This window comes from Dyella kyungheensis (assembly GCF_049913195.1).
Lineage (GTDB): Bacteria > Pseudomonadota > Gammaproteobacteria > Xanthomonadales > Rhodanobacteraceae > Dyella > Dyella kyungheensis.
In genome coordinates, this window is the sequence record NZ_CP183983.1 from 2703773 (window position 1) to 2728911 (window position 25139).

Genomic DNA, 25139 nt, shown 5'->3' on the forward strand with positions numbered 1-25139 from the left:
CCGACAACGCCAGATATCGCTGCCAGCTGGCGCAGCTTGGTGCCCTGTTTCTTGTGGCCTTTAGCCAGCTCGGAGGCCACAACCCAGCGGCAGGTGACGGCGTTCCAAACGATGCGATAAATGGTGTTCATGAGAGACCTAGCGGATGATGAGGGTGTGGGTGGACGACGGATTCGTCCTCATCAACAAGGCTACGGATCGGGTCTTTAGGCCTATATGAGAGGCCTCTGAAAACCCCCTAAGACGGGTCTCAATTTTCTTTTTGCAATGGCGATGGGGTGATCTGGCCGTTACCGGTTTCCATCAATCCGCGCTACAAGCAACAGGCACAAAAAAAGGCCGCGCAATGCGCGGCCTTTTTTCTTGCTTCTGGAAAAACGAGCTGTCAGCTCACCGTGGCCGGCAGGTTCTCCGCCGCTTCCGTGGTCACCACCAACTCGCCGTCGCTCACGCTCAGGCGCACCTTGCCGCCGTCGGCCAGCTTGCCGAACAGCAGTTCGTCCGCCAGCGCGCGCTTCACCTTCTCCTGGATCACGCGGGCCATCGGACGTGCACCCATCTGCGGATCGAAGCCGTGCTCGGCCAGCCAACGGCGAGCGTCGGCGTCCACGTCCAGGCTCACGTGTTTCTCGGTGAGCTGCGATTCCAGTTCGATCAGGAACTTGTCCACCACGCGCAGGATGTGATCGAAGTCCAGCGCATTGAACTGGATGATCGCGTCCAGACGGTTGCGGAATTCCGGCGTGAAGCTGCGGCGTATCACTTCCATCGCGTCCATCGAATGGCTCTGCTTGACGAACCCGATGCCGCGACGCGAGGCCTGCTGCGCGCCGGCATTGGTCGTCATCACCACCACCACGTTCTTGAAGTTCGCTTCGCGTCCGTTGGTGTCGGTGAGTACGCCGCGATCCATCACCTGCAACAGGATGTTGTAGACGTCCGGATGGGCCTTCTCGATTTCATCCAGCAGCAGCACGGCGTGCGGATGCTTGGTGACGGCCTCGGTGAGCAAGCCGCCCTGGTCGAAACCGACGTAGCCCGGAGGTGCACCGACCAGGCGCGAGACCGAATGCGCTTCCATGTACTCGGACATGTCGAAGCGGATCATCTCGATGCCCAACTGCATCGCCAGTTGCTTGGTCACTTCGGTCTTGCCCACGCCGGTGGGACCGGCGAGCAGGAAGCAACCGATCGGCTTGGACGGATCGGCCAGACCCGAACGCGCCATCTTGATCGACGCAGCCAGCGCCTCAATGGCCTGGTCCTGACCGAACACGACCATCTTGAGGTTGCGTTCCAGGTTCTTCAGCACGTCGCGATCGGACGCGGAAACCTGCTTGGCAGGAATGCGCGCCATCTTGGCGACGATGTATTCCACTTCCGGCACGTCGATCTTGCCGGTGCGCTGGTCGATCGGCAGCAGCCGCTGGCGCGCGCCCGCCTCGTCGATCACGTCGATGGCCTTGTCCGGCAGCAGACGGTCGGGAATGTGCTTGACCGACAGATCCACCGCGGCCTTCAGCGCCTCGTTGGTGTAGGCGACGTTGTGGTGTTCTTCGAAACGCGAACGCAGGCCCTTGAGGATTTCCAGGCTGTCGGCCACGGTCGGCTCGACCACGTCGATCTTCTGAAAGCGGCGGGCCAGCGCGCGGTCCTTTTCGAAGATGCCGCGGAATTCCTGGAACGTGGTGGAACCGATGCAGCGCAGCTCGCCCGAGGCCAGCATCGGCTTGATCAGGTTGCTGGCGTCCATGGTGCCGCCCGAGGCGGAGCCCGCACCGATGATGGTGTGGATTTCATCGATGAACAGAATCGCGCCCGGCTGTTTCTTCAGCTGGCCGATGACCGCCTTCAGGCGCTTCTCGAAATCGCCACGATATTTGGTGCCGGCCACCAGCGCGCCGAGATCCAGCGACCAGATGGTGGCGTTTTCCAGCACTTCGGGCACTTCGCCATCGACGATGCGCTTGGCCAGACCTTCGGCCAGCGCCGTCTTGCCCACGCCGGCCTCGCCCACGTACAGCGGGTTGTTCTTGCGGCGGCGGCACAACACCTGGATGGTGCGCTCGATCTCGTCCTGGCGGCCGATCAGCGGATCGATCTTGCCTTCCAGCGCCAGCTCGTTGAGGTTGCTGGCGTACTCGCTGAGCGGGTTGCCCTTGGGCTCGCCGTCTTCGCTCTCACGCTCGCCGCCCGGCATGCTGCTGGACGGCTCGTCGCCGATCTTGGCGATGCCGTGGGAAATGTAGTTGACCACGTCCAGGCGGGTGATCTCCTGCTGGTGCAGGAAATACACCGCGTGCGAATCCTTTTCGCCGAAGATCGCCACCAGCACGTTGGCACCGGTGACTTCCTTACGGCCGGAGGACTGCACGTGGTACACCGCGCGCTGCAGTACCCGCTGGAAGCCCAGGGTGGGCTGGGTATCGCGTTCGTCACCGTGCGGCAGTACCGGTACGGTTTCGGCAATGATCTTTTCCAGCTCGCGCATCAGGCGCGGCAGGTCGACGCCGCAGGCGCGCAGTGCGCCAAGGGCCGATTGGTTTTCGGTGAGGGCGAGCAGCAAATGTTCCACCGTCATGAATTCATGACGCTGCTCGCGGGCCTGCTTGTAGCACTGGCCGATGGTGACTTCGAGATCCTTGCTGAACATCCGGACCTACTCCGCTTGTGTGGCTGGGCGTCGCGCGCCCCGATAGCTACGAAATGGGGGTGCTGAAAGGCTCTTCAATATCCGTGCCACCAGACACCGGGCACGGGGGGGAATGTTGTGAAGACGCCAGAACCGTGAGCCGGAAGCTGCCCGGGAGCCGCGCTGCCGCCCCTATGGCTTACCTTCGACCGGCTCGCTTTCATCCCTCGGCAAACTCCTCACGTTCACTGGATTGCGCGGTTTAGAGCTTTTCCATAGTGCACAACAAAGGGTGCTGATGGGCACGTGAATATTCGTTCACCTGGGTCACCTTCGTTTCCGCGACTTCCCGGGTAAACACCCCGCAGACTCCCTTTCCGCGTGTATGGACGTGCAGCATGACCTGCACCGCACGTTCCTGGTCGAGACTGAAGAAGCTTCTCAGCACTTCGACCACAAAATCCATCGGCGTGAAATCGTCATTCAGCAGCACCACCTGGAAGAGCGGCGGGCGAGCCACTTCCGGACGGGAAGTTTCCAGCGCCAGACCGTGACCGGTACCTTGTTCGTGTTCGGGTTCGTGAGCCATGGGTCTACGTTAAATTTCCTTGGGGAAAGTATACCGCCGGCGCCGCCGAAGGCAGATCGACTTCAGGTAATGGCACAATGGCCGCTTTTCCAGTGCCACTTTCGTCGCCATATGTCCTCCATGGCCGATTCCTGCCCTATTCCCCTGCAAGTCTGGTGCCCACACGTGACCGTGGCCTGCGTGGTTGCCGATGGCGACCGCTTCCTCATGGTCGAAGAGGAGGTCAACGGCCGTCTGGCCTATAACCAGCCGGCAGGCCATCTGGATGACCGGGAAAGCCTGGTGACCGCGGCCGTGCGTGAAACGCTGGAGGAGACCGGCTGGACCGTGGCCGTGGAGCACCTGCTGGGCGTTCATCAATGGCGCAGCACCGAGCATGGTGACGGCGTGCTGCGTTTCAGTTTTGCGGCGCGGGCGCTCCATCACGATGCTTCGCGCGAGCTGGATGATGGCATTCGGCGCGCTCTTTGGCTCACCCGTGACGACATTGCGGCACTCGGCGACCAGTTGCGCAGCCCGCTGGTGCTGATGAGCATCGACGCCTGGCTGGCTGGCCACCGTTACCCGCTGGACATGCTGCACAGCCTGCTGGCCGAGGATCGTTACCCGTGAAAGTAATGCTCGGCGTCTCGGGAGGCGTGGATTCCTCGGTGGCGGCCCTGCTGTTGCAGCAGGCCGGCTACGAGGTCGAAGGCCTGTTCATGCAGAACTGGGAAGAGGACGACCGCGACGGCCCCTGCACCACCGATGTCGACCGCAAGGATGCCGTGGCCGTATGCGGCCGACTGGGCATCGCGTTCCATGCGCGCAACTTCGCCGCCGAGTACTGGAGCGGCGTATTCGAGCACTTCCTGGCCGAGTATCGCGCCGGCCGCACGCCCAATCCGGACGTGCTGTGCAATCGCGAGATCAAGTTCAAGACCTTCCTGGACGAAGCCCGCGCACTCGGCGCCGACAAGATCGCCACCGGCCACTACGCCCGCGTGGACTTCCACGAGGGCAAATATCGCCTGCTCCGTGCCGTGGACGCGGCCAAGGACCAGACCTATTTCCTGCATGCGCTGGGCCAGCAGCAGCTCAGCGCCACCCTGTTCCCGGTCGGCGAGATCGAAAAGCCGCGCGTGCGCCAGATGGCCCAGGAGGCCGCGCTGCCCACGCACGCCAAGAAGGATTCCACCGGCATCTGCTTTATCGGCGAGCGCGATTTTCGCGGCTTCCTCGCCCAGTACATCCCGGCCCAGCCCGGCCCGATGCACACGCCGGACGGCCAGACCGTGGGCGAGCACCAGGGCGCGATGTACTACACGCTGGGCCAGCGCAACGGCCTGGGCATAGGCGGCCGCCATGGCGCCAGCGGCGAAGCCTGGTACGTGGTCGGCAAGGACGTGCCGAACAACGTGCTGTATGTTGCGCAGGGTGGCGAGAACCACTGGCTCTACGCGGGCCGCCTGCACGCCGAGCCGCCCAGCTGGGTGGCAGGCGAGCCGCCGGCGAAACAGTTCCGTTGCACCGCCAAGACCCGCTATCGCCAGGCGGACCAGGCCTGCGAGGTGATCGTGCGGGACGACGGCCTGGAAGTGGTGTTCGATGAGCCACAGCGGGCCGTGACGCCCGGCCAGTCGGTGGTTTTCTACGATGGCGCGGCGTGTCTCGGCGGTGCCGTGATCGACCGCACCGATGCTCCCTTCGGCGGCTGGAATGATGCCGCTGTGTCCCTTGCTCCTTCCAGGTCCCTATCCGGTGTTTGAAGTTTTCGCCATGAACGAAGAGCGCGTGCTGGCTTTGGCTGGACTATTCCAGGCCACCACGCTCGCCCAGCAGCTGGCCAACGACGGCCGCTGCGACGACATCGCCATGGCTTCGAGCATGGCCAGCGTGTTCCGCATCGATGCACCGTCCGTGGTCGGCGTGTTCGGCGACGTGGCCGCGGTACGCCTGGGCCTGCGCCAGCTGATCACCCTGCTCGACGAGAACAACCGCGACGTCGCGGTGACCCGCATGGCGTTCACCGTGATGCGCCTGGAGCGCAGCCTGTCGCGCCGCGGCGACCTGCTGGAGCGCCTGCAACAAGGCATCGTGGCGGCGCAGCGCCAGGTGGAACACTTCGGTGCCGATTCGCCGCAAGTGATGAAGCGACTTGCCGAGCTGTATGCCGGCACGCTCTCCACGCTCAAGCCACGGGTGATGGTCACTGGCAATCCGCAACAGCTGCAGCAGCCGGCCGTGGTGGAAAAGGTGCGCACCAATTTGCTCGCCGCCGTGCGCTCCGCCGTGTTGTGGCGGCAGCTGGGCGGCCGCCAGTGGCAGATGCTGCTCTATCGCAAGCAGTGCAGCATGCTGGCCCGTGGGCTGCTGACGGGTTCGACCATCAACAACCCCTGAGCGCTTGTTCAAAATTCTCGTATCGCCGCCAATACCCTCACCGTCATTCCGGCGCAGGCCGGAATCCAGTGGCGAGTACGCTGGGTCGTCGCGACAGCGACCATGTTCTGAACATGCTTCGCGAAAACCCCAAACAGTCGCCACTGGATTCCGGCCTGCGCCGGAATGACGGTGAGGAAAATGGGCGTTTGGGCAAGATTTGAAGAGCCCGTAAGGGCCTGCAGTCAGGTCGTCAGCTCGGCTTTGCCGCGGCCTTTCACCAGCAACCACACGGCCACCGCCACGCCCACCGCGGCGGTGATGGTGACGTAGTGCGCTGCAGCCATGCGGCCGGCCGTCCCCGCGAGGTAGCCGATGAAGGTGGCCGTGGTGGCACCGAACACCGCATAAGCCACGTTGTAGGCGAAGGAAATGCCGGAGAAACGGATCGGCGCGGGAAACGCCGCCACCATGATCGTGGGCACCACGGCGACAGTGCCGACCAGGAAACCGGTGAGTGCATACAGCGGCAGAAAGTGCGTGCCGCCCGCCGCCAGGTCGCCGAACATCAGGTAAGTGACGATCACCAGCGCCACCGAGCCGGCGATGAGCGCCCACGCGGCGCCGATGCGATCCACCAGCCAGCCGAACGCCACGCAACCCAGGCCCAGGCAGAACGCCGCCACGCTGTTGCCGAGGAAGGCCACGTCCGCGGGAATGCCGAACGACTTCTGCACCAGGCTGGGCAGTCCCAGGATCAGCACCAGGATGGCCGCCGTGAGCATCCAGGTCACCGCCATCGAGATCACCACGCTTCCGCCGTGACCGGCGAGCACGGTGCGCAGCGGCAATGCCTCGCTCAATGCCTTGCGTGCATGCAGTTCGGCAAATACCGGCGTCTCGCTCAGCCAGCGGCGCAGCCACACGGCCACGAAGCCGAACACGCCACCCAGCACGAACGGCAGGCGCCACCATCCCCGCAGCACATCGGCGGGCGAAAAGTGATGGTTCATCCATGCAGCCGTGAGCGAGCCGATCAGAATGCCCGCGGTGAGACCCGAGGTGAGGCACGCGCAAGCGAAACCCACGCGTCCACGCGGTGCATGCTCGGCCACGAAGACCCAGGCGCCCGGCACTTCGCCGCCGATCGCCACGCCCTGCATCACGCGCAGGCACAGCAACAGCAGCGGCGCCAGCAGGCCCACCGAGGCGTACACCGGCAGCGCGCCGATGGCCAGCGTGGGCAGCGCCATCAGGAACACGCTCAGCGTGAACATGCGCTTGCGACCCTGCCGGTCGCCGAAGTGAGCCATCACGATGCCGCCCAGCGGCCGGGCCAGATAGCCCGCCGCGAAGATCGCGTAGGTCTGCAGCTGGGCCAGCCACTGCGGCATGTCGGGAGGAAAGAACAGGTGGCTGATCGGCAGCGCGAAGAACACGAACACCACGAAGTCGTAGAACTCCAGCGCGCCGCCGAGGGAGGCCAGCAGCAGCGTCTGGATATCACGCGCGCCCATCCGTCGGTCAGCGGAAGCCAGGGGGAGCACGGTCGGAATAGCTTGCGTCATCGAAGGATCCTGCAGTACCGGGCGAAAGCGACGGAGCAGCATACACAAAGGAAAAGCCTCTTCGGTATGTCAGGTTTCACCGTTGCACTCCTGGGTGTGGACTACTCCTACGGCCAATTTTGTTAGCCTAGGCGTACTCGAGCCATGCACTAAGAGCCTGTTTCAAATCGGGATCGTTGTGGAAGTCACGCATGGATGCGCTCGAGCCATTCCCTGAAAATCTGGCAAGGAGAGTCCCCGTGAATATGGGCAAGCGTTTGGGAGCAGAGTTTTTCGGCACGTTTTGGTTGGTATTCGGCGGCTGCGGCAGCGCGATCTTCGCTGCGGCCTTCCCTGAACTGGGCATCGGTTTTGCAGGCGTCGCCCTCGCCTTCGGCTTCACCGTGGTCACCATGGCGTACGCCGTGGGCCATATCTCCGGTGCGCACTTCAACCCTGCCGTGACTGCAGGCATGTGGGCCAGCGGCCGTTTTCCGGCCAAGGACGTGATCCCCTACTGGATCGCCCAGGTCGTGGGCGGTCTCGCGGCAGGCGGCGTGCTTTACCTGATCGCCACTGGCAAGGCAGGTTTCGACGCCAGTGCGGGCTTTGCCTCGAACGGCTACGGCGAGCACTCGCCGGGTGGCTATTCGCTGATGGCCTGCATGGTCGCCGAGTTCGTGTTGACCGCGTTCTTCCTGATCGTCATCAACGGCACCACCCACAAGCTGGCGCCGAGCGGTTTTGCACCGCTCGCCATCGGCCTCACGCTCACGCTGATCCACCTGATCTCCATTCCGATCACAAACACCTCGGTCAACCCGGCTCGCAGCACGGCCGTGGCGTTCTTCCAGGGCAGTTGGGCGATCCCGCAGTTGTGGATGTTCTGGCTGGTTCCGCTGATCGGCGGCGTGGTGGGCGGCCTGATCTATCGCCATCTGCTGGACTGGCACGACTAAGCACGCACATCGCTTATCGTTGCAGTTCGAGATCCAGCGGCTTGAAAAAGCCGCTGGATTTTTTTGCCCTACACCTCGTACAACTCGATGGGCAAGCCGTCGGGATCGGCGAAGAAAGTGAAGCGGCGATCGGTGAATTCATCCACGCGCACCGGCTCGCAGTCCACGCCGCGCTCGCGCAGCGTGGCGATCACGGCGTCCACGTCCGGCACGGCAAACGCGAGATGGCGCAAACCCTGCGCTTCGGGCCGCGAGGGGCGTGGCGGCGGCGAGGGAAACGAGAAGAGTTCGAGACTGACGCCGGGCGACACTTCCAGATCCAGTTTCCAGGAATCGCGCTCGGCACGGTACACCTCGCGAATGACGCGAAAGCCCAAGGTCTGCGTGTAGAACGCTTTCGATCGTGGGTAATCCGAACAGATGAGCGCCACGTGGTGGATCGCGGGCAACAACGGCGACGTCATGGCCTCACGCCTCCGCGAACGGAAAGCTGAGCACGTCGGCGATGGCGTCGGTGCCCACCAGGCACATCAGCAGGCGCTCGATGCCCATCGCCACGCCGGCGCAATCGGGCATCGCGTCCAGCGTCTCCAGCAGGTTTTCGTCCATCGGAACCAACGGTTGGCCGCGTGACTGGCGCACCTGGTTGTCGCGCTCGAAACGGCGGCGCTGTTCGGCGGCGTCGTTGAGTTCGTGATAACCGTTGGCCAGTTCGTAACGCCCCAGGTACAGCTCGAAACGCTCGGCCAGCGGCGGATCGCCCGGCCGCACTTTCGCCAGCGCGCACTGCGAGGCGGGATAGTCGTGGATCACGGTGATGCGGTTGGCGGGAAACGACGGCTGCAGGCGATGGGTGATCAGCAGATCGAGCCAGTCGTCGCGCGTCAGCCCCTCCGGGTTGATGTTGAATTCCTCGAGCGCCAGCTGCAGTTGCTCGATCGGTGCATGCGCTGGATCGATGCCGAGTTCGTCGATGAACAACTGGCGGTACCCTTCGATCCACACTTCGGCGCGCGCGCCGGTCATGGCCAGCGCGGCTTCGACCAGCGCAATGGTTTCGGCCATCAGCCGCCGATGATCCCAGCCGACGCGGTACCACTCGAGCATGCAGAACTCGGGATTGTGACGGCCGCCCGCCTCGCCGTTGCGGAACACCCGGCCCAGTTCGTAGCAATCGCCCACGCCCGCAGCGAGCAACCGCTTGAGCGGATATTCCGGCGAGGTGCGCAGCCAGCGCGTGCGTGCGCCGGCATCGACGTGTCCGCTGAAAGTCGTGCTGAAACTCTCGATGTTCGGATCGGTGTTGCCGGCCGCCGACAGGATCGGCGTTTCCACTTCGAGCACGTTGCGTTCGGCAAAGAACGCACGAATCAGCGCATACAGACGCGCGCGCAGATGCAGGCGCCCGGCCATGTGCAGATTCATGCGCCGCCCTCGTGCGTGGCCAGCAGTTCGAGCAGGCGTGCTTCGTCCCACACCTCCACGCCCAGCTCCTGCGCCTTGTCGAGCTTGGAACCGGCTGCCTCGCCGGCGACCACGAAACTGGTCTTCTTGGACACCGAGCCGGCGACCTTGGCACCGAGCGCTTCCAGCCGCTCCTTGGCGTCGTCGCGACTGAGCGAGGCGAGCGTGCCGGTGAGCACGATGGTCTGGCCCTCCAACGGCATCGTCGCGCTCCTGGTCGTCTTGGGAATCGCCTCGAGCAACTCCCACATCGCGGCATCGGCATCGCGCAACTGCTGCAGATGGGTCTTGTTGGCCAGGAACGCTTCGAGATTGGTGGACGCCGCCGAAGGCAGGCCGGCAGTCACCCAATGCGCAGGACCGGCCGCGACCAGTTTGTCCAGCGAGGGGAAATGCTCCGCCAGCAACTTCGTGCTCTTGGGACCGAGCTTGTTCACCCCGGCCATGTCCAGCAGGACCGCCAGATCCAGGCGCTGGCGCAGCTTGGGCGAAGGATGGGTTTCGTCGGAAAACACGATGCCCGATGCCAGCAAGGCGTCGACGACTTTTTGATTGCCTTCCTGGGCGAAGAAGCCCGCGATGGACTTGGCCACTTCGTCGCCGATGTCCGGCAGCACCCGCAGCAGCGAGGCGGGCATGCGCCGGATCACGGCGAGGTTGCCCAGCCACGCGGCCAGCGTCTTCGCCGTGCTTTCGCCGATGTGCATGATGCCCAGGCCGAACAGGAAACGCGGCAGCGTGGTGTGCTTGCTGGCCGCAATCGCCTCGATCAGGTTCTCGGCCCACTTGGTGGCCACTTTGCCCTGCTTGACGGTTTCCGGGGTGGTGCCGTCGCGTTCGTCCGCGCGGCTCTTCATCTCCAGGAAATTGTCCAGCGTCAACGTGTAGAGATCGGCCGGCGTGTGCACGTAACCGAAATCCACCAGCGCTTCGACGAAGCGCTCGCCGATGCCGTCGATGTCCATGGCGCGTCGTGCGGCGAAGTGGATCAGCGCTTCCTTGCGTTGCGCGGCGCAGATCAGTCCGCCCGAACAACGCCATGCGGCCTCGCCCTCTTCGCGCAACAAGGCCGAGTTGCACACCGGGCAATGCGTGGGCATCTGCCAGGGCTGCGTGTGCGGTGGACGAAGATCCGTCATCACGCGCACGACTTCGGGAATCACGTCGCCGGCGCGCCGCACGATCACCGTATCGCCCACGCGCACATCGAGTCGCGCCACCTGGTCGGCGTTGTGCAGCGTGGCGTTGCTCACCGTGACGCCGCCCACCTGCACCGGCTTCAGCCGCGCCAGCGGCGTGGCCGCGCCGGTGCGGCCGATGTTGATCTCGATCGCCTCGACCGTGGTGGTCTGTTCCTGCGCGGGGAACTTGTGTGCAATGGCCCAGCGCGGTGCGCGCGACACGAAGCCCATCACGCGCTGGCCTTCGTAGTCGTCCAGCTTGTAGACCACGCCGTCGATGTCGTACGGAAGCTTGTCGCGCTTGGCGCCGATGCGGCGGTAATAGGCCACCAGGCCGTCGAAGCCCTTGGCTGTGTCCACTTCGGGCGATACCGGGAAGCCCCAGTCGCGCAGCCTGGCCAGGGTCTTGGAGTGTGTCGGGGGCAGTTCGCCGCCCTGCACGTCGCCCACCGCGTAGGCAAAGAAACTCAACTTGCGACGGGCAGTGATGGCCGGGTCGAGCTGACGCAGGGAGCCCGCCGCGCCATTGCGCGGATTGGCCAGGGTCTTTTCGCCGTGCTCGCGGGCGCGCGCGTTGAACGCCTCGAAATCCTTGTGCAGCATGATCACTTCGCCGCGCACTTCCAGCACGCGCGGCCAGCCCTCGCCGCGCAGGCGCAGCGGAATGGCGCGCACGGTGCGCAGGTTCGCGGTGACGTCCTCGCCGGTTTCGCCATCGCCGCGCGTGGCGCCCTGCATGAACACGCCATCTTCGTAGCGAAGGCTGATGGCCAGGCCGTCGAGCTTGGGTTCCACTGAGAACACCGGGTTGCGGCGGTCCAGCGTCTGCTCGATGCGGCGTTCGAACTCGGCGATTTCGCGGAACCGCTCACGCTCGCCCTCGCCTTCCTGTTCGAAGGCATTGTTGAGCGACAGCATGGGAATGACGTGGCGCACCTCGGCGAAGCCGCCTTGCGCCCGCGCACCCACGCGCCGCGTGGGCGAGTCGGACGTGGCCAGCTCCGGATGGGCCTGTTCCAGCGCTTCCAGCGCGCGCATGGCGCCGTCGTACTCGGCGTCCGTGATCTCCGGATCGTCGAGTACGTGGTAGCGATAATTCGCGCGTTCGATCTTGTCGCGCAACTCGGCGGCCTCGGCGCGCCAATCGGTGGCCTGGCGCTGGCTCATGCGGGTGTCCTCATGAGCGGAAGTTTACCTAAGAGCCTGCTCGAGGTCTGCGCGTGGCGCGCGCCGTGAAGGGCGCGTGCATGAAGGCGGCGTCGATGCCTTCAGCGATGCAGGTCGCCGGAAGCTTCGGGCTGGTATTCGATCTCCAGCACGCACAGCGGCCGGCGGCGGCCGTCCGGCGTGGGCCACTCGATATGCTGGCCCACCCGCAGGCCCAGCAAGGCGCTGCCGACGGGCGCAAAGATCGATACCGTGCCCGGCGCACCGGCGCCCGACGGATACACCAGCGTGATGGTCACCTCGTCGCCGGAGTCCTCGTCCTTGAAGGTGACGACGGAATTCATGGTGACCACGTCGGCGGGAATGGCGGCGGGCTCCAATACGTCCGCACGGTCCAGTTCGCCGCGCAGTTCCTCGTACTTCACGGCTTCGATCGGCGGCATGCGTTCCAGCAGTGCTTCGATGCGCTTGAGGTCAAGCGTGGAAATGACGATGGGTGGCTTGCTGCTCATGGTGACTCCTGTCTGTGGACGCGTGCTGCATCGATCCGCGGTCTATCGCAAAAGACGACGCGCCGGGACGGTGCCGCCCCGGCGCGCTCGTGTTTTTGGTGTTCTGCGTTCATCCCTGCCCGTCGAGTCATCGACTGTAGCCATGCTTTGACGTGGCGCGCACATGCGCGACCCAAAGATGAAACGAAGCCGACTTTGGACGCAGCCACCCTCAAAAGCAAGCTGCCATAGCAGCTATAATGATGAGAGATGCCTGAAAACTTAGCCGCCACCGAAACCAATCTCCCCGTGCCGCCGCCCGGCGAGGAGGCACCGGTTTCCTCGCCGCCGGTAGACGCTTCGCAGGACCGCTATCGGGGCTTGATCTGGCTGGTGGCTGCCGCGTTCTTCATGCAGGCGCTGGACTCGACCATCGTCAACACCGCCGTACCCGCGATGGCCGAGGCGCTGGGCGTCACGCCACTGGGCATGCGCACCGCACTGACCAGTTATGTGCTGACGCTGGCCATCTTCATTCCGGCCAGCCCATGGCTGTGCGACCGATTCGGCACCCGGCGCATTTTTGCCGCCGCCATCGCCACCTTCACCATCGGCTCGTTGTTGTGCGGCATCGCGCAGACCTTGCCCCAACTGGTGGCCGCGCGCGTGCTGCAGGGCCTGGGTGGCGCTGCCCTGATGCCGGTGGGCCGTTACGTGCTCGTGCGCAGCATCGACAAGCGCGATTTCGTCAAAGCCATGAGCACGGTGGCCACGGTGGGTCTGCTCGGCTCGGTGCTCGGTCCGCTGCTCGGCGGCGCCCTGGCGCAGTACACCTCGTGGCGCTTGATCTTCCTGATCAACGTGCCGGTGGGCGTGGTCGGCATGTGGATGAATCGCCGCGACATGCCGGACTACCGCCTCGACGACGTGCATCCGTTCGATCTGGCGGGATTCCTGCTGTTTGCGGCGGCCTCGGCGATGCTGCTGACCGCCTCCGAAGTCGCCAGCGGCGGTGGTGGCCAGTGGCTGCGCATCTCGATCTACGGCGTGCTGGCCATCGTGTTCGGCGCCACTTACGTGTGGCACAGCCGGCGCACCGATCATCCCGTGGCCGATCTCAGCCTGCTGCGCGTGCGCAGCGTCTGGGTCTCGCTGGCCGGCAACCTGTTCACGCGCCTGGGCGTGTCGGGCATGTTCCTGCTGCTGGTGTTGTTCCTGCAGGTCGGTTGCGGCTGGTCGCCGCTGATGGCCGGCCTGATGATGGTGCCGCAGGCGCTGGGCTCGATCACCGCCAAGTGGGGCATCAATCGCATGCTGCAACGGTTCGGTTATCGCAAGCTGCTGTTCACCAACACCTTGATCGTCGCGGTGATGCTGGCCGCCTTCGCGCTGCTCGGCAAGGAATCGCCGATGTGGGTGATCGCGCTGATGGTATTCGTCTACGGCGGCTTCATGGGCATGCAGTACACCGCCATGAACACGCTGATCTACAACGACCTGGACGTGAAGTTCGCCTCGCAGGCATCGTCGATGGCGTCGACCGCGCAGTACCTGTCGATGAGCTTCGGCATCGCGCTCGCGTCGCTGCTGATGGAGGCGTTGCTGCAAGGCCACGCGCATGAGGACTATGTCCCGGCGTTCCGCTGGACGGTGCTGTTGCTGGCCATCGTGACGGCCACGGCCAGCTGGGTGTTCAGCCGCCTGCGCAGCGAGGGTCCGCCGCGCTCGCCCCACCCGAGCGACTGAGCGCACGCCCCAGCGCAAGCATGTAGCATGCGTGGCATCCGATTGCCGCCGCGCCCCTCTGCATGCATCACGCCAGCGACATCCTGCTCACGCTGTTCATCGTCTTCGTCGCCGCCCAGATCGGCGGCGAAATCGCGCAACGCCTGAAGCTTCCCGCGGTGGTCGGCGAGATCGCGGCAGGTTGCGCGGTCGGCCCGTCCCTGCTGGGCTGGATAACCCCCGATCAGGTCGCGCCGGGCACGTCGCTGGATGTGCTGGCGGAGATCGGCGTGGTGCTGCTGTTGTTTTCGGTGGGCCTGGAAACGCGGCTGGAGGACTTGAAGAAAGTCGGCAAGATCGCCTTCATCGTGGGCGTGCTGGGCGTGTTGCTGCCGTTTGGCATGGGCGGCGTGTGGGCGCATGCCAGCGGCTTCGACTGGAGCCGCTCGATGTTCGTGGCGGCGGCTTTCGTGGCGACCTCCGCGGGTATCACCGCCCGCGTGCTGCAGGAACTGGGCGCGCTCCAGCGCGTCGAGAGCAAGGTGATCCTCGGCGCGGCCGTGATCGACGACATCCTGGCCATGCTGCTGCTCGGCGTGGTGGTGTCGATGCAAGGCGGTGACGGCATCGATGTCATGCACTTGCTGGTCGTGCTGGCCGGCGCCGTGGGTTTCATCGCGATCATCGGTATCGGCGGCGCCCGCGTGATGCGCTGGAATTCCAGCTGGCTGGACAAGCCGCGCAGCCCGCACTCGGCCCTGGCCATCGTGCTGGCGCTTTGCCTGGGCCTGGCCTACGTGTCGACCTTGTTCGGGCTGGCCGCGATCATCGGCGCCTTCCTCGCCGGCATGATCGCCTCGGAAACACGCCAGCAGCACACGCTGGAAAAACAGACGCAACCCTTGCTGGCCCTGCTCACGCCGTTCTTCTTCGTGGTCACCGGTAGCAAGATCGACCTGCACCAGCTGGCCAATGGCGAAGCGGCGGTGATGCTGCTGGTGGTGACCTTGATCGCGATCGCCTCGAAGCTGATCGGCGGCTTCCTCGGTTCGCTGTCGCTGGGTGCGCGCAGTGCCACGGTGGTGGGCTTTGGCATGGTGCCGCGTGGCGAAGTGGGCGTGGTGATCGCCAGCCTCGGTTTGACGGCCGGCGTCTTCACCGACCGTATCTACGCGATCATCGTGGCGATGTCGCTGCTGACCGCCATGGTGACGCCGCCCGTGCTGGCGTGGATGCTGCGCAGGACAGAGGCTCCTGTGGGAGCGCACCCTGTGCGCGACGATCCCACGGAGCCGTGACCTGCAAGGCCCATGTCGCGCACAGGGTGCGCTCCCACAGTGAGACGCTTGCCTCAGCGGGAACGCATGGCGCGATATGCCGCGAGAGCACCATCGCGACTTTCGCCCAGCTCTACCATCGGCGCCGGATAGCCGCTGCGCTTCAGCAACGCAGCATCGCGCCATGGCTCATGCAACAGCTCCACCGAAGCCCCGGCCAATTCCGGCAACCAGCGGCGCAGGTAGATGCCGTCCGGATCGAATTTCCTCGCCTGCGTCACCGGATTGAACACGCGGAAATACGGCGCGGCGTCGGCACCGCTACCGGCCACCCACTGCCAGCCCAGTGTGTTGTTGGCCAGATCGGCATCCACCAGCGTGTCCCAGAACCATTGCGCGCCGTGCTGCCAGTGCTGCCTGAGGTTCTTGCACAGGAAACTGGCGACGATCATGCGCACGCGGTTGTGCATCCAGCCCGTATGCCAGAGCTCGCGCATACCCGCGTCCACCAATGGAATGCCGGTGCGGCCTTGTTGCCAACGCTCGATCGCCTTGCTGCTTTTCCGGGCCCAGGGAAAGGTGTCGAACTGCTCGTTGAAGTTCTGCGTGGGCGTCCTGGGAAAGTGATACAGCAGGTGGTTGGCAAATTCGCGCCAGCCCAGTTCACGCAGAAACGGTTCGATATCGGGTCGCCGGCGCGCATCGGTATCGGCGGCGCGGTCGGACAGCTGGCGCTGGATCTGCCGGGGCGATAGCTCGCCGAAATGCAGGTGCGGCGAAAGCCGCGAGGTGCCATGACGCGCAGGCAGGTCCCGAGCCCGCGCGTAATCGCTCACGGCATCGTCCATGAAGATGTCGAGCCATTCCTGCGCGCCCTGCTCGCCCGGCTGCCATGCCTCGTGCAGGCCGCCATCCCAATGGATGCGCGGCAACAAGGCGAGCGCATCGAGCGGCATGCCGCCTTCGACCTCGGTACCGCGCAGGGAAACAGGCACCAGCAACGGCTGCGGCGTGGCGAGCTGCGGCCGCAGCGTGCGCCAGAACGGTGTAAACACACGGTACGGCCCCTGCTGCCGTGTTTCGATCTGCCAAGGCTCGCACCACAGCGATGCGTTGAAGCTGTGTACTTCGACGCCCTGTTCGCGCAAGGCCGCCTTGATGGCGCTGTCGCGCGCGATGGCGGCGGGTTCGTACTGGCGGCTCCAGTACACCGCCGTGGCGCCGGTACGTTCGATCAGCTCGCGCAGTACCTGGAGACTGTCCCCCTGTGCGAGGTGCAGCGCATTGTCATGCTCGCGCAACTGGGCGTCGAGTCGTGACAGCGAATGATGCAGCCACCACCGGCTGGCGGCACCCGCAGACCACTGGCCGTCTTCGTGCGGCGCATGGATATACAGCGGAATGAGCTGTTCGTGCGCCTTCGCGGCAGCACTGAGTGCGGGATGATCGGCAAGGCGAAGGTCGCGGCGAAACCAGACGATGGCGGTGTTCATGGCGGCAGCTTAGTGACCGCCCGCGCCGTTGTATGCCTCGTCTTTGGACCGTACCGGATGCCGCCGCGGCGACGGCATCCGGTGTCGTGCGGTTACAGCTCGACGACGTCGAAACGACGATCCGGGTTCACGTCTTCCTCGTAGTTCACGTCGGTGCGGCCAAAGCCGAACAGACGCAGGAAGTCGCTCTTGTAGCCGGCGTAGTCGGTGAGCTCGTTGAGGTTCTCGGTGGTGATGGTCGGCCACAGCGCCTTGCACAGCTGCTGCACGTCTTCGCGCAATTCCCAGTCGTCCAGGCGCAGGCGGCCATCGCTGTCCAGTTCCGGCGCCTGGTGATCCGTGCGGTACATGCGTTCGCGGAACAGGCGGTTGATCTGTTCGATGGTGCCTTCGTGGATGCCCTTTTCCTTCATCACGCGGAAGGAAATGGCGATGTACAGCGGCAGCACCGGAATCGCCGCGCTTGCCTGCGTCACCACCGACTTCATCACGCCCACATAGGCGTCCAGATGTTCGGCCTTGTGCTCGGCGACCAGCTGCTTGGCGGTGTTGTCCAGGTGCTGCTTGGCCTGGCCCAGCGTGCCGTGCCAGTACATCGGCCAGGTGATCTCGGTGCCGATGTAGCTATAGGCCACCGTCTTGGCATGGTCGGCGAGCACGCCGGCCTTGCTCAGCGCATCGATCCACAGCTTCCAGTCCTCGCCACCCATCACGGTGACGGTGTCCTTGATTTCCTGCTCGGTGGCCGGCTCCACCGACGCCTGCACCACGGTGTCGCGGTTGGTGTCGATCGAGTTGGCGGTGAAGGTCTCGCCGATGGTCTTGAGCGAAGAGCGCACCAGTTCGCCGGTATCCGGCAGCTTGCGCACCGGCGAGGCGAGCGAATACACCACCAGGTCGATCTTGCCGCCCATCTCGTTCTTGATGATCTCGATGGCGCGCTCGCGCGTCTCGTTGGCGAACGCATCGCCGTTGATCGAACGGCTGAACAGACCCGCTTCCTTGGCGAACTTGTCGAACGCGGCCGAGTTGTACCAACCGGCGGTGCCCGTCTTGCTTTCGCTGCTGGGCTTCTCGAAGAACACGCCCAGGGTGGCCGCGCCGTAGCCGAAGGCAGCGGTGATGCGCGAGGCCAGGCCGTAACCGGTGGAGGCGCCGATCACCAGCACGCGCTTCGGGCCTTCGCCCAGGTTGCCCTGCGCCTTGGTGATGTTGATCTGTTCGAGCACGTTGCGCTCGCATCCGACCGGATGGGCCGTCACGCAGATAAAACCACGCACCTTGGGGTTGATGATCACTCGAGGACTCCTGGGAGGCGTTGCAAACCGCCATATTAACCCGCACGCCCCGCCATGCGCTGCCGTAGGGAGTTGCGGCACGGCGACAGTAGTTTTTCGGAGGCGGAGCGATGGATGGGGGCATCACAATCCTTGCACCATGCCTGGGCAGCCTTGGCAGGCCTGCCCGCACACCCAGGGAGTACGGGAACCTCGCACCCTCATGGCCGACCCGGAGCGCCCACCGCTGGCACGCCATATGCGCACATGGCTCGCCGCAAGCCTGAGCTGCAGTGCGGCCTGCGGCTGCGTCCATCAGCCGTCCAGACCCGCCGCGCCCACTGCCCCGGCGACAGTACGGCAGACATCGGTGCCCGCCAGTTCCACCGGAAGCGACAGCAGCGCCGCACTCGATGCAATGCGCCGGATCTCGCTGATGCGGCCCTTCGAAGGGGGCATCGACACGCCGGTGATGCACAACCAGATCAACGGCTACGTGATGATCGACGCCGCCAACAATGCCGGCGCCGCCTTGAACGACACCGTCTTCGCCGTGCGACGGGCCGATATCAGCGTCCAGCACATGCTGCGCTTCGACTGGCTGTTCTACGCCGATGCGCAGCTGGTCGATGGCCGGTTCGAGTTGAAGGATGTGTATCTGCGCAAGCAAACCCGTTATTTCGGCGTGGTGACAATCGGCAACCAGCAGGAACCGTTCGGGCTCGAACAGTTCGGCAGCTTCCGCAACACCACCTTCCTCGAACGCGCCACGACCAATGCGCTAGCGCCGAGCCGAAGCATCGGCATCACCTCCAGCGATTTCCACGGGCCGTGGATCTGGAGCTATGGCTTCTACACCGCGGGCAGCAAGGACGAAGGCCGCACGCAGCGCGGCGTGGCGCTCACCGGCCGGCTGGCCTATCTGCTGAAAACCGACAGCGGCCCCTATCACCTCGCCATCGACTACTCCACGCGACGCGCCGGGCCGGACAACGACCAGCACTTCCAGTCCGCGTCGGAAGTGGCGCTGTCCTCCGGCGACTATTTCCTCGATACCGGCAGCATCACCGGCTCGAACAAGGTGCAGCGCTATGGGCTGGAGGTCGCTCATGTCGCCGGGCCCTTCTCGTGGCAAGGCGAATACATGGAAGCCCATCTGCAACGCAACGACGGCCTGCCTGCGCTGCGGTTTCGTGGCTGGTATGGCTATGCGAGCTGGATGATCACCGGCGAAAGCCGCGACTATCGCGAGAGCAACGCGACCTTTGGACCGGTGGTTCCGCATGCCTCGTGGAACGGCCGCAGCGGCGGCGCGCTGGAAGTAGGCGTACGACTGAGCATGACCGACCTCAACGACCGCGACGTGGTGGGCGGCAAGGAAACCAACGTGACGCTCGGCGTGAACTGGTATCTGGACAAGTCGGTGCGACTGTCCGCCAACCTGGTGCACGCGATCGACCTGAACAAGCCGGGCAGCCCGGATAGCGGCGATCATCCGACGGCCATCGTGGGGCGCCTGCAGTATCAGTTTTAGATCTTTCCGAGCGCACGATTCCCTTCACCGTCATTCCGGCGCAGGCCGGAAGCGCTTTTCAGCCAAATGGTGGGTCATCCAGTTTCGGCGACAACCGTCACGCTGCGCCATTGAAAAGCGGTGAGACCCGCGGCGGCGACCGACTCTCAACGCCACTGGATTCCGGCCCGCGCCGGAATGACGGTGAGGCGAGGATGCCGCCGGGCATGATGCTGAGCGGGTTCCGAGCATGGGGACCAAGCCATCGCGGTTGACAGCACAACTCTCAAATGAGAATAATTCTCAATATTCAAACTGCGCGAAGACGGAAGCAAGGCGCCGACGTGATCACCTTTTGTGCCCTTTTAGCGACCCTGGCGGGTGCCGTGCTGGTTTACCTGGCCAGCGGCCAGCAACGGCTGCGTGCGTCCTCGTTGCCGGTTTCGGCCAGGCTCGCGGGGTGGTTGCTGGTGGCGCTGGGTACGCTGGGCTGGTGTTACGACGCCGGTACCGGCGCCGGCATCACGGCGGCACTGACGGCGCTGATGCTGACCTGGGTGCTGCTGCCCTATCTCGCCTGGTGGCGTATCGGCACGCCTGAAGCCGACGCACCATGATCGCCCGCTGCCTGGCCGGCACCCTGCTCGGCTTCCCGCTCGCTGCCTTGTTGCTTGCCCTGGTGCTGCACCTGCTGCCGGGACATGGCGAAGCGGTCCTCATTCCGGCGCTGATTCTCTTTTTCCCGTTGTGGACCGCCTTCATGGCGGGCGCCTACATGTTTCGCAACGGCGCGCGTGCCTGGCTGGTGATGGGCGGCGCCAACGTCGTCGTATTCGCCGCGCTGTGGCTGATGCGCCTGCCCGGCTGATACAGGACGTTTCGATGAAAGCCGCCACCCTCCGCACGTTCCAGACAGTGCATACCTGGACCGGCCTGCTCGCCGGCTTCGCTTTGTTCGTGGCGTTTTATGCGGGCGCGCTGACCGTCTTCCACGACGACATCGCCGCCTGGCAAAACCCGCCGTGGTTGGCCACCGCCGACGCCAACGTCTCCAACGACCGCTTGATCGAACGCCTGCTGAGCCATCAGCCCGACGCGCGCGCGGACTTCGGCATCGTATTGCCGCACGACAGCTCGCACGCGGCTTATGCATATTGGGAAGCGAAGAACGGCAGCCGCTTCGCCACCGCCAGCCAGGTGGATGCGCCGCGCACGGACGCTGCGGAAAACGAACTGGCCGACTTCGTCTACGCGCTGCACGACTCGCTGGGGCTGCCGGTGATCGGCATCTACCTGATGGGCATCGTCAGCGTGATCTATGGCCTGGCCTTGCTCTCGGGCCTGCTCATCCACCTGCCGCAGCTGGTGCGGGATCTGTTCGCCATGCGCGTGGGACACAACCTCAAGCGGCTTTGGCAGGACGCGCACAACGCCATCGGCGTGATCAGCCTGCCGTTCCATGTGATCTTCGCGGTGACCGGCGCGCTGTTCTGCCTGTTCGCCATCACGCTGGCGGCGCTCAACACGGTGGCGTTCGACGGCAAGCTCTCGGAGGCCTTCAGCAGGGCCACCAACACCACGCCCACCGTGACGGTGAGCGGCATCCCGGCGAGCATGCTGTCGACCGAGGTGTTGATGCAGCGCGGGCAAGCCGAAGCCCTCAAGAGCGGTGTATCCAGCTTCGAGCCCGTCTACCTGCACTTCGTGCATTACGGCGATCGCAACGCGGTCGCCGAAGTGATGGGACTTGCCCAGCACACCCTCGGCTCGTACGGCACGGTGGCGATGTCCGCGCACGACGGCAGCGTACTGGCCACCTTCGTGGGCAACCGCTACAGCGTGAACGGCATCAGCTATGCCGCGCTGTTCGGCCTGCATTTCGGCAGTTTTGGCGGACGCACGGTGCAGTGGCTGTATTTCGTGCTCGGCCTGGCCGGAGCGTTCCTGTTCTATTCGGGCAACCTGCTGTGGATCGAATCGCGCCGCAAGCGCCGCCATCTCGAGCAGCCGCGCAAGACGCTGGTGATGGCGCGCGCCACCGTCGGCGTTTGCCTCGGCAGTTGCCTGGCGATCAGCGGCGCCTTCGTGGCGACCTGGATCGCCGAGCGACTGGGTGTGGAAGCGGGGCTGCCGCAGCGCGTGGCCTGCTACGGACTTTTTCTCGCCGCCTGCGCGTATGCCTGCCTGCGCCCCATCGCCAAGGCCACCATCGAACTGTTGTGGGCAACCGCTGCGCTGACCCTGCTCATGGCGTTGGTCGATCTGGCGGTCAACGCAGCGGCGATGGCACACGAGTGGTCGCCGCTGGCGTGGCGGGTGATCGGCGTGGACCTTACCGGCATTGCGCTGGGCATCGTGTTCGCGCTGTTCGCACGCGCCGCCACGCGACGCGCGTACACGGGCGACGCCAACAGCGTGTGGGCGATCCGGCCGACGCGCGGCGATGTGGCAATCCGAACCGAGCGCTCTCAGTAAGCCATGCGCACGGCGTTGATGCGCGCCGATACCGGCGCGTCACTCAGCAGCGCTATCTCGTCCCACACCGTGTCCGCTTCGCCGTCCGCCAGCAGCTCATAGGCGGTGCGGCCGTCGAATGCGTTCTGGTGGCGGCACATCCAGCGCACGGCGCGCTGGCGATCCCCGAGGCTCTGCACCAGCATCGAGGCGAGCGTGTCGTGGCGCTGCTCGAGCACGATGAAGGCACGCTCCATCACGTCATCGCGCAATGCGTTGATCTGGGCTAGTTCGGTGGCGACGTCCTGAAACCTGATGGTCATTTTGCGCATGCGTTCGCTCCCTTCCCCCACGCCGTCCGGTGATGTCGCCCGGAACGCCCTGCCCGTTGCGCGGGTGGACGTCTGGACGCCTATCGCTCCGCCCTGAGCCGTCGTGCTCGTTGCGCGGCGACATCCATCGAATGCCCACCATGCGGCCCGATCATGCGCAAGCAAATGCTGAATTCGCGTGAATTTGCAGCGTCCCGCGTCTAGGACTTTTGGGTGGTAACCGAATGGCCAGGTGGGTCTTCGGCGGCCTGGCCGTGAAGCAAGGACGCCAGCAGTTGCATGGAGGTGTGAATGTCGTGCACCGGCGTGTCGCCGTAGCCGAACTGCAGGCCCTGGCGCGGGTGGCGTCCGGCGTAAAACCGGCGGATACCGTACAGCGCCAGCGACGCGGCGCGCGCCTTGGCGATCAGGGCGTCCTCATGCACGCCTTTGCGCAGCATCGCCGTCATGTGGATACCGGCGGCCGGCACGATGGGTTCCAGCCATGGCGAAAGCGGCCCGCGCAGGTGCTGCAGCAAGGCGAGGCGGCGTTCCGCGTAGTGTTTCTGCATCCGGCGAAGGTGCCGCCCGAACTCGCCGTCGAGCATGTAACGGCCCAGGGCCGCCTGCGTCAGACTGCAGCCGTGCCAGTCGGTGATCTGTTTCGCCTTGAGGAATTCATCCGCCAGCGATGGCGGCGGCACCACGTAACCGATGCGCAGTTCGGGAAAGAGGGTTTTGGAAAACGTGCCTATATAGGCCACGACACCGTTGCGGTCGAGGCTCTTGAGCGATTCCAGCGGCCGGCCTTCGAAGCGGAATTCGCCGTCGTAATCGTCTTCCACAATCAGTGCGCCACGGCGCGATGCCCATTCGAGCAAGGCCATGCGCCGCTCCAGGCTCATCGGCATGCCCAGCGGAAACTGGTGCGAGGGCGTGACGTAGACGAGCCGCGCCTCATCGGGAAGTTCATCCACGCACAGGCCCTCCTCGTCCACGCGCACCGGCTTCACGCGTGCGCCCATGGCCAGCATGCTGCTGCGCGCAGGCGGGTAACCGGGTTCTTCCATCACCACCACGTCGCCCCGATCGACCATCACGCGAACGGCCAGGTCGATCGCCTGCTGTGCCCCCTGGGTGACCATCACCTCCTGCCAATCGCAGGCCACGGCGCGGTTGAAACCCAGATAGCGTGCAATCGCCAGGCGAAGTTCCTGCTCGCCGGCCGGATCGCGATAGATGCCACGGCCGCGCGCCTGCGCACGCAGGGCGTGGGCGATGCATTTGCGCCAGACATCGGCATGGAACAGCGATTTGTCGGTGACGCCGCCCAGGTAGTCGTAGCGAAGCCGCTCGCTCACCCTGGGCATCGCCAGCGTCGGCGGCACGCGTCGCCAGACCTTGGCCGGCTTGGGCGACACGCCGCTGCGGGCTCTCGTCTTCGATGGCATGGGAGTGAACCCGGTCGCCACGAAGCTGCCGTCGCCCTGGCGGCCGATCAGGAAACCCTCCGCGCCCAATCGCTCGAACACCTCGAGCGTGGTCTTGCGCGAAACACCCAGTTGGACGGCCAGATCGCGCGAGGAAGGCAGTCGCGAACCGGGCGCCAGCCGGCCTTCCACGATCGCAGCACGCAGCTGCTGGTATAGCTGTCCGGCCAGGTCGCGCCGACCGGAGATGGTGAGCTGAATGTCCATCAATGGCTACCTCAGTTCTCTTGAAAATGGATATTCAAGAAGGCCATTGAAGAGTCTAGCCTGTTTCCACCTTCACCGAATCCCTCATCGAGGAACCCGCCATGAGCCAGCGTATCGACTTCTACAAAGCCAGCCCCGACGCCATCAAGGCGATGATGGGCCTGGAACAGCGCATCACCAAGAGCGGCCTGGACAAGTCCCTGGTCGACCTGGTCCGCCTGCGCGCTTCGCAGATCAACGGCTGCGCCTATTGCATGGACATGCACACCGCCGATGCGCGCAAGGCCGGCGAGAACGACCGCCGCCTCGCCACCATCAGCGCGTGGCGCGAAACCACGTTCTTCACCGACCGCGAGCGCGCAGCGCTGGAATGGACCGAAGCACTCACCCTGATCGCCGACAACCACGTTCCCGACAGCGTGTGGGAGTCGGTGAGGCCGCATTTCTCGGACGAAGAACTGGCCGACCTCACCCTGCTGGTGATCGCCATCAACGGCTGGAACCGCTTCGCGATTTCATTCCGCAAGCTGCCGTCATGAAGACCTCATTTTCGGGTTTTGCTTCCGTGCTGTTTTCGCTGGTCATCGCGTTCGGTGCCGCGAGTGCGGCACATGCTCACCAGGGCGGCGAAGAAAGCGTGCAGCCGCTGATGAAACAGCCGCTGCCCGATGTGCCGGGCAAGAACGCCTTGATGGCTACGGTGACGCTGGCACCTGGCCAGAGCGCGGCGCCTCATCTGCACCCCGGCTCGATCTTCGCCTACGTGCTCGAAGGCGAAGTGATTTCGCAGCTCGAAGGACAGGATGCGAAAACCTATACGGCCGGCCAGAGCTGGTACGAGCCGCCGCGCACGCATCATCTGGTCACCCGCAACGCCAGCACCACCCAGCCGGCCAAGCTGCTGGTATGGGCCATCGTCGCGCCGCAGGATCCCATCAAGCTGCCCCTGCCGCAGACCTCGTCGCTCAACCCGGTATTGCCCGCGCTCGTCGCGCAGTAAG

24 protein-coding genes and 1 pseudogene are annotated in these 25139 nt (G+C 64.8%); 12 read left to right on the plus strand and 13 right to left on the minus strand.

Annotated elements, in window-relative coordinates; all coding sequences use genetic code 11:
• Positions 1-68: 68 nt before the first annotated feature.
• The 3 genes and pseudogenes from ACN9MB_RS11950 to clpS form a co-directional block, all read right to left on the minus strand.
• Positions 69-131 (minus strand): annotated as a pseudogene (locus ACN9MB_RS11950) (ESPR-type extended signal peptide-containing protein); the annotation flags it as partial.
• 254 nt (positions 132-385) lie between these two features.
• Positions 386-2653, minus strand: coding sequence for an ATP-dependent Clp protease ATP-binding subunit ClpA (gene clpA / locus ACN9MB_RS11955; protein WP_426268988.1), 2268 nt, complete (start codon positions 2651-2653; stop codon positions 386-388).
• Positions 2654-2894: 241 nt separating this feature from the next.
• A complete protein-coding gene (clpS, locus tag ACN9MB_RS11960) occupies positions 2895-3221 on the minus strand; it encodes an ATP-dependent Clp protease adapter ClpS (RefSeq protein WP_026636494.1) in 327 nt (108 codons plus the stop codon).
• A gap of 120 nt (positions 3222-3341) precedes the next feature.
• On the opposite strand from clpS, the gene ACN9MB_RS11965 reads away from it, so the two are divergent.
• Genes ACN9MB_RS11965 through hflD form a run of 3 tightly spaced genes read left to right on the plus strand, consistent with a single transcriptional unit; the run spans position 3342 to position 5603 of the window.
• Positions 3342-3833: an NUDIX hydrolase gene (locus ACN9MB_RS11965; protein WP_204636633.1), complete on the plus strand. Its 492-nt coding sequence runs from the start codon at positions 3342-3344 to the stop codon at positions 3831-3833.
• Positions 3830-4969, plus strand: coding sequence for a tRNA 2-thiouridine(34) synthase MnmA (gene mnmA / locus ACN9MB_RS11970; RefSeq protein ID WP_426268989.1), 1140 nt, complete (start codon positions 3830-3832; stop codon positions 4967-4969). Before ACN9MB_RS11965 ends, mnmA begins: the two co-directional genes overlap by 4 nt.
• Positions 4970-4979: 10 nt before the next feature.
• Entirely contained in the window at positions 4980-5603 is a 624-nt protein-coding gene (gene hflD, locus ACN9MB_RS11975; protein ID WP_204636425.1) for a high frequency lysogenization protein HflD, read from the plus strand.
• Positions 5604-5827: 224 nt separating this feature from the next.
• On the opposite strand, the gene ACN9MB_RS11980 is transcribed toward hflD, so the two are convergent.
• Positions 5828-7099, minus strand: a complete 1272-nt coding sequence (locus ACN9MB_RS11980) for an MFS transporter (RefSeq protein WP_426271913.1) — start codon at positions 7097-7099, stop codon at positions 5828-5830.
• Positions 7100-7389: 290 nt separating this feature from the next.
• On the opposite strand from ACN9MB_RS11980, the gene aqpZ reads away from it, so the two are divergent.
• Entirely contained in the window at positions 7390-8088 is a 699-nt protein-coding gene (aqpZ, locus tag ACN9MB_RS11985; RefSeq protein ID WP_204636423.1) for an aquaporin Z, read from the plus strand.
• Positions 8089-8156: 68 nt separating this feature from the next.
• Here the strand turns inward: aqpZ and ACN9MB_RS11990 are convergent, their stop codons facing one another.
• The 4 genes from ACN9MB_RS11990 to rnk form a co-directional block, all read right to left on the minus strand.
• Entirely contained in the window at positions 8157-8552 is a 396-nt protein-coding gene (locus tag ACN9MB_RS11990) for a VOC family protein (protein ID WP_426268990.1), read from the minus strand.
• A 4-nt stretch (positions 8553-8556) separates the two neighbouring features.
• A complete protein-coding gene (epmA, locus tag ACN9MB_RS11995) occupies positions 8557-9513 on the minus strand; it encodes an EF-P lysine aminoacylase EpmA (protein ID WP_204636421.1) in 957 nt (318 codons plus the stop codon).
• Complete coding sequence (gene ligA / locus ACN9MB_RS12000; protein WP_426268991.1) at positions 9510-11900, minus strand: NAD-dependent DNA ligase LigA; 2391 nt, start codon at positions 11898-11900, stop codon at positions 9510-9512. Before ligA ends, epmA begins: the two co-directional genes overlap by 4 nt.
• Positions 11901-12001: 101 nt before the next feature.
• The gene (gene rnk / locus ACN9MB_RS12005) at positions 12002-12412 is read right to left on the minus strand and encodes a nucleoside diphosphate kinase regulator (RefSeq protein ID WP_204636419.1); all 411 of its coding nucleotides are present in this window, start codon (positions 12410-12412) and stop codon (positions 12002-12004) included.
• 249 nt (positions 12413-12661) lie between these two features.
• On the opposite strand from rnk, the gene ACN9MB_RS12010 reads away from it, so the two are divergent.
• Both ACN9MB_RS12010 and ACN9MB_RS12015 read left to right on the plus strand, forming a co-directional pair.
• Positions 12662-14137, plus strand: a complete 1476-nt coding sequence (locus ACN9MB_RS12010; RefSeq protein ID WP_426268992.1) for an MFS transporter — start codon at positions 12662-12664, stop codon at positions 14135-14137.
• 62 nt (positions 14138-14199) lie between these two features.
• The gene (locus ACN9MB_RS12015; RefSeq protein ID WP_204636417.1) at positions 14200-15414 is read left to right on the plus strand and encodes a cation:proton antiporter; all 1215 of its coding nucleotides are present in this window, start codon (positions 14200-14202) and stop codon (positions 15412-15414) included.
• Between the two features lie 53 nt (positions 15415-15467).
• On the opposite strand, the gene ACN9MB_RS12020 is transcribed toward ACN9MB_RS12015, so the two are convergent.
• The 3 genes from ACN9MB_RS12020 to ACN9MB_RS12030 all read right to left on the minus strand — a co-directional run bounded on the left by ACN9MB_RS12020 (position 15468) and on the right by ACN9MB_RS12030 (position 18622).
• Positions 15468-16886 carry a cryptochrome/photolyase family protein gene (locus ACN9MB_RS12020; protein WP_426268993.1) on the minus strand — a complete coding sequence of 473 codons (1419 nt, stop codon included), beginning with the start codon at positions 16884-16886 and terminating at the stop codon, positions 15468-15470.
• A gap of 92 nt (positions 16887-16978) precedes the next feature.
• On the minus strand, positions 16979-18184 hold the full coding sequence (gene fabV, locus ACN9MB_RS12025; protein ID WP_204636415.1) for an enoyl-ACP reductase FabV: 1206 nt from the start codon (positions 18182-18184) through the stop codon (positions 16979-16981).
• Between the two features lie 294 nt (positions 18185-18478).
• Positions 18479-18622 carry a hypothetical protein gene (locus tag ACN9MB_RS12030; RefSeq protein WP_426268994.1) on the minus strand — a complete coding sequence of 48 codons (144 nt, stop codon included), beginning with the start codon at positions 18620-18622 and terminating at the stop codon, positions 18479-18481.
• On the opposite strand from ACN9MB_RS12030, the gene ACN9MB_RS12035 reads away from it, so the two are divergent.
• The 4 genes from ACN9MB_RS12035 (at position 18600) to ACN9MB_RS12050 (ending at position 22151) form a co-directional block, all read left to right on the plus strand.
• Positions 18600-19697, plus strand: a complete 1098-nt coding sequence (locus tag ACN9MB_RS12035) for an OprO/OprP family phosphate-selective porin (RefSeq protein WP_426268995.1) — start codon at positions 18600-18602, stop codon at positions 19695-19697. The genes ACN9MB_RS12030 and ACN9MB_RS12035 overlap by 23 nt on opposite strands.
• A 365-nt stretch (positions 19698-20062) precedes the next feature.
• Positions 20063-20293, plus strand: coding sequence for a hypothetical protein (locus ACN9MB_RS12040; RefSeq protein ID WP_426268996.1), 231 nt, complete (start codon positions 20063-20065; stop codon positions 20291-20293).
• Positions 20290-20544, plus strand: coding sequence for a hypothetical protein (locus tag ACN9MB_RS12045; protein WP_204636412.1), 255 nt, complete (start codon positions 20290-20292; stop codon positions 20542-20544). The genes ACN9MB_RS12040 and ACN9MB_RS12045 overlap by 4 nt, the downstream gene beginning before the upstream one ends.
• Before the next feature lie 14 nt (positions 20545-20558).
• The gene (locus ACN9MB_RS12050; protein WP_426268997.1) at positions 20559-22151 is read left to right on the plus strand and encodes a PepSY-associated TM helix domain-containing protein; all 1593 of its coding nucleotides are present in this window, start codon (positions 20559-20561) and stop codon (positions 22149-22151) included.
• On the opposite strand, the gene ACN9MB_RS12055 is transcribed toward ACN9MB_RS12050, so the two are convergent.
• Together ACN9MB_RS12055 and ACN9MB_RS12060 are read right to left on the minus strand one after the other, a co-directional pair.
• Entirely contained in the window at positions 22145-22462 is a 318-nt protein-coding gene (locus ACN9MB_RS12055) for a DUF2384 domain-containing protein (RefSeq protein ID WP_426268998.1), read from the minus strand. The two genes, ACN9MB_RS12050 and ACN9MB_RS12055, sit on opposite strands and share 7 nt — an antisense overlap.
• A gap of 200 nt (positions 22463-22662) precedes the next feature.
• Entirely contained in the window at positions 22663-24138 is a 1476-nt protein-coding gene (locus ACN9MB_RS12060; protein ID WP_204636410.1) for a PLP-dependent aminotransferase family protein, read from the minus strand.
• A gap of 101 nt (positions 24139-24239) precedes the next feature.
• On the opposite strand from ACN9MB_RS12060, the gene ACN9MB_RS12065 reads away from it, so the two are divergent.
• Positions 24240-24677: a carboxymuconolactone decarboxylase family protein gene (locus tag ACN9MB_RS12065; RefSeq protein ID WP_204636409.1), complete on the plus strand. Its 438-nt coding sequence runs from the start codon at positions 24240-24242 to the stop codon at positions 24675-24677.
• Complete coding sequence (locus ACN9MB_RS12070) at positions 24674-25138, plus strand: cupin domain-containing protein (RefSeq protein WP_204636408.1); 465 nt, start codon at positions 24674-24676, stop codon at positions 25136-25138. Before ACN9MB_RS12065 ends, ACN9MB_RS12070 begins: the two co-directional genes overlap by 4 nt.
• Position 25139: the final 1 nt, after the last annotated feature.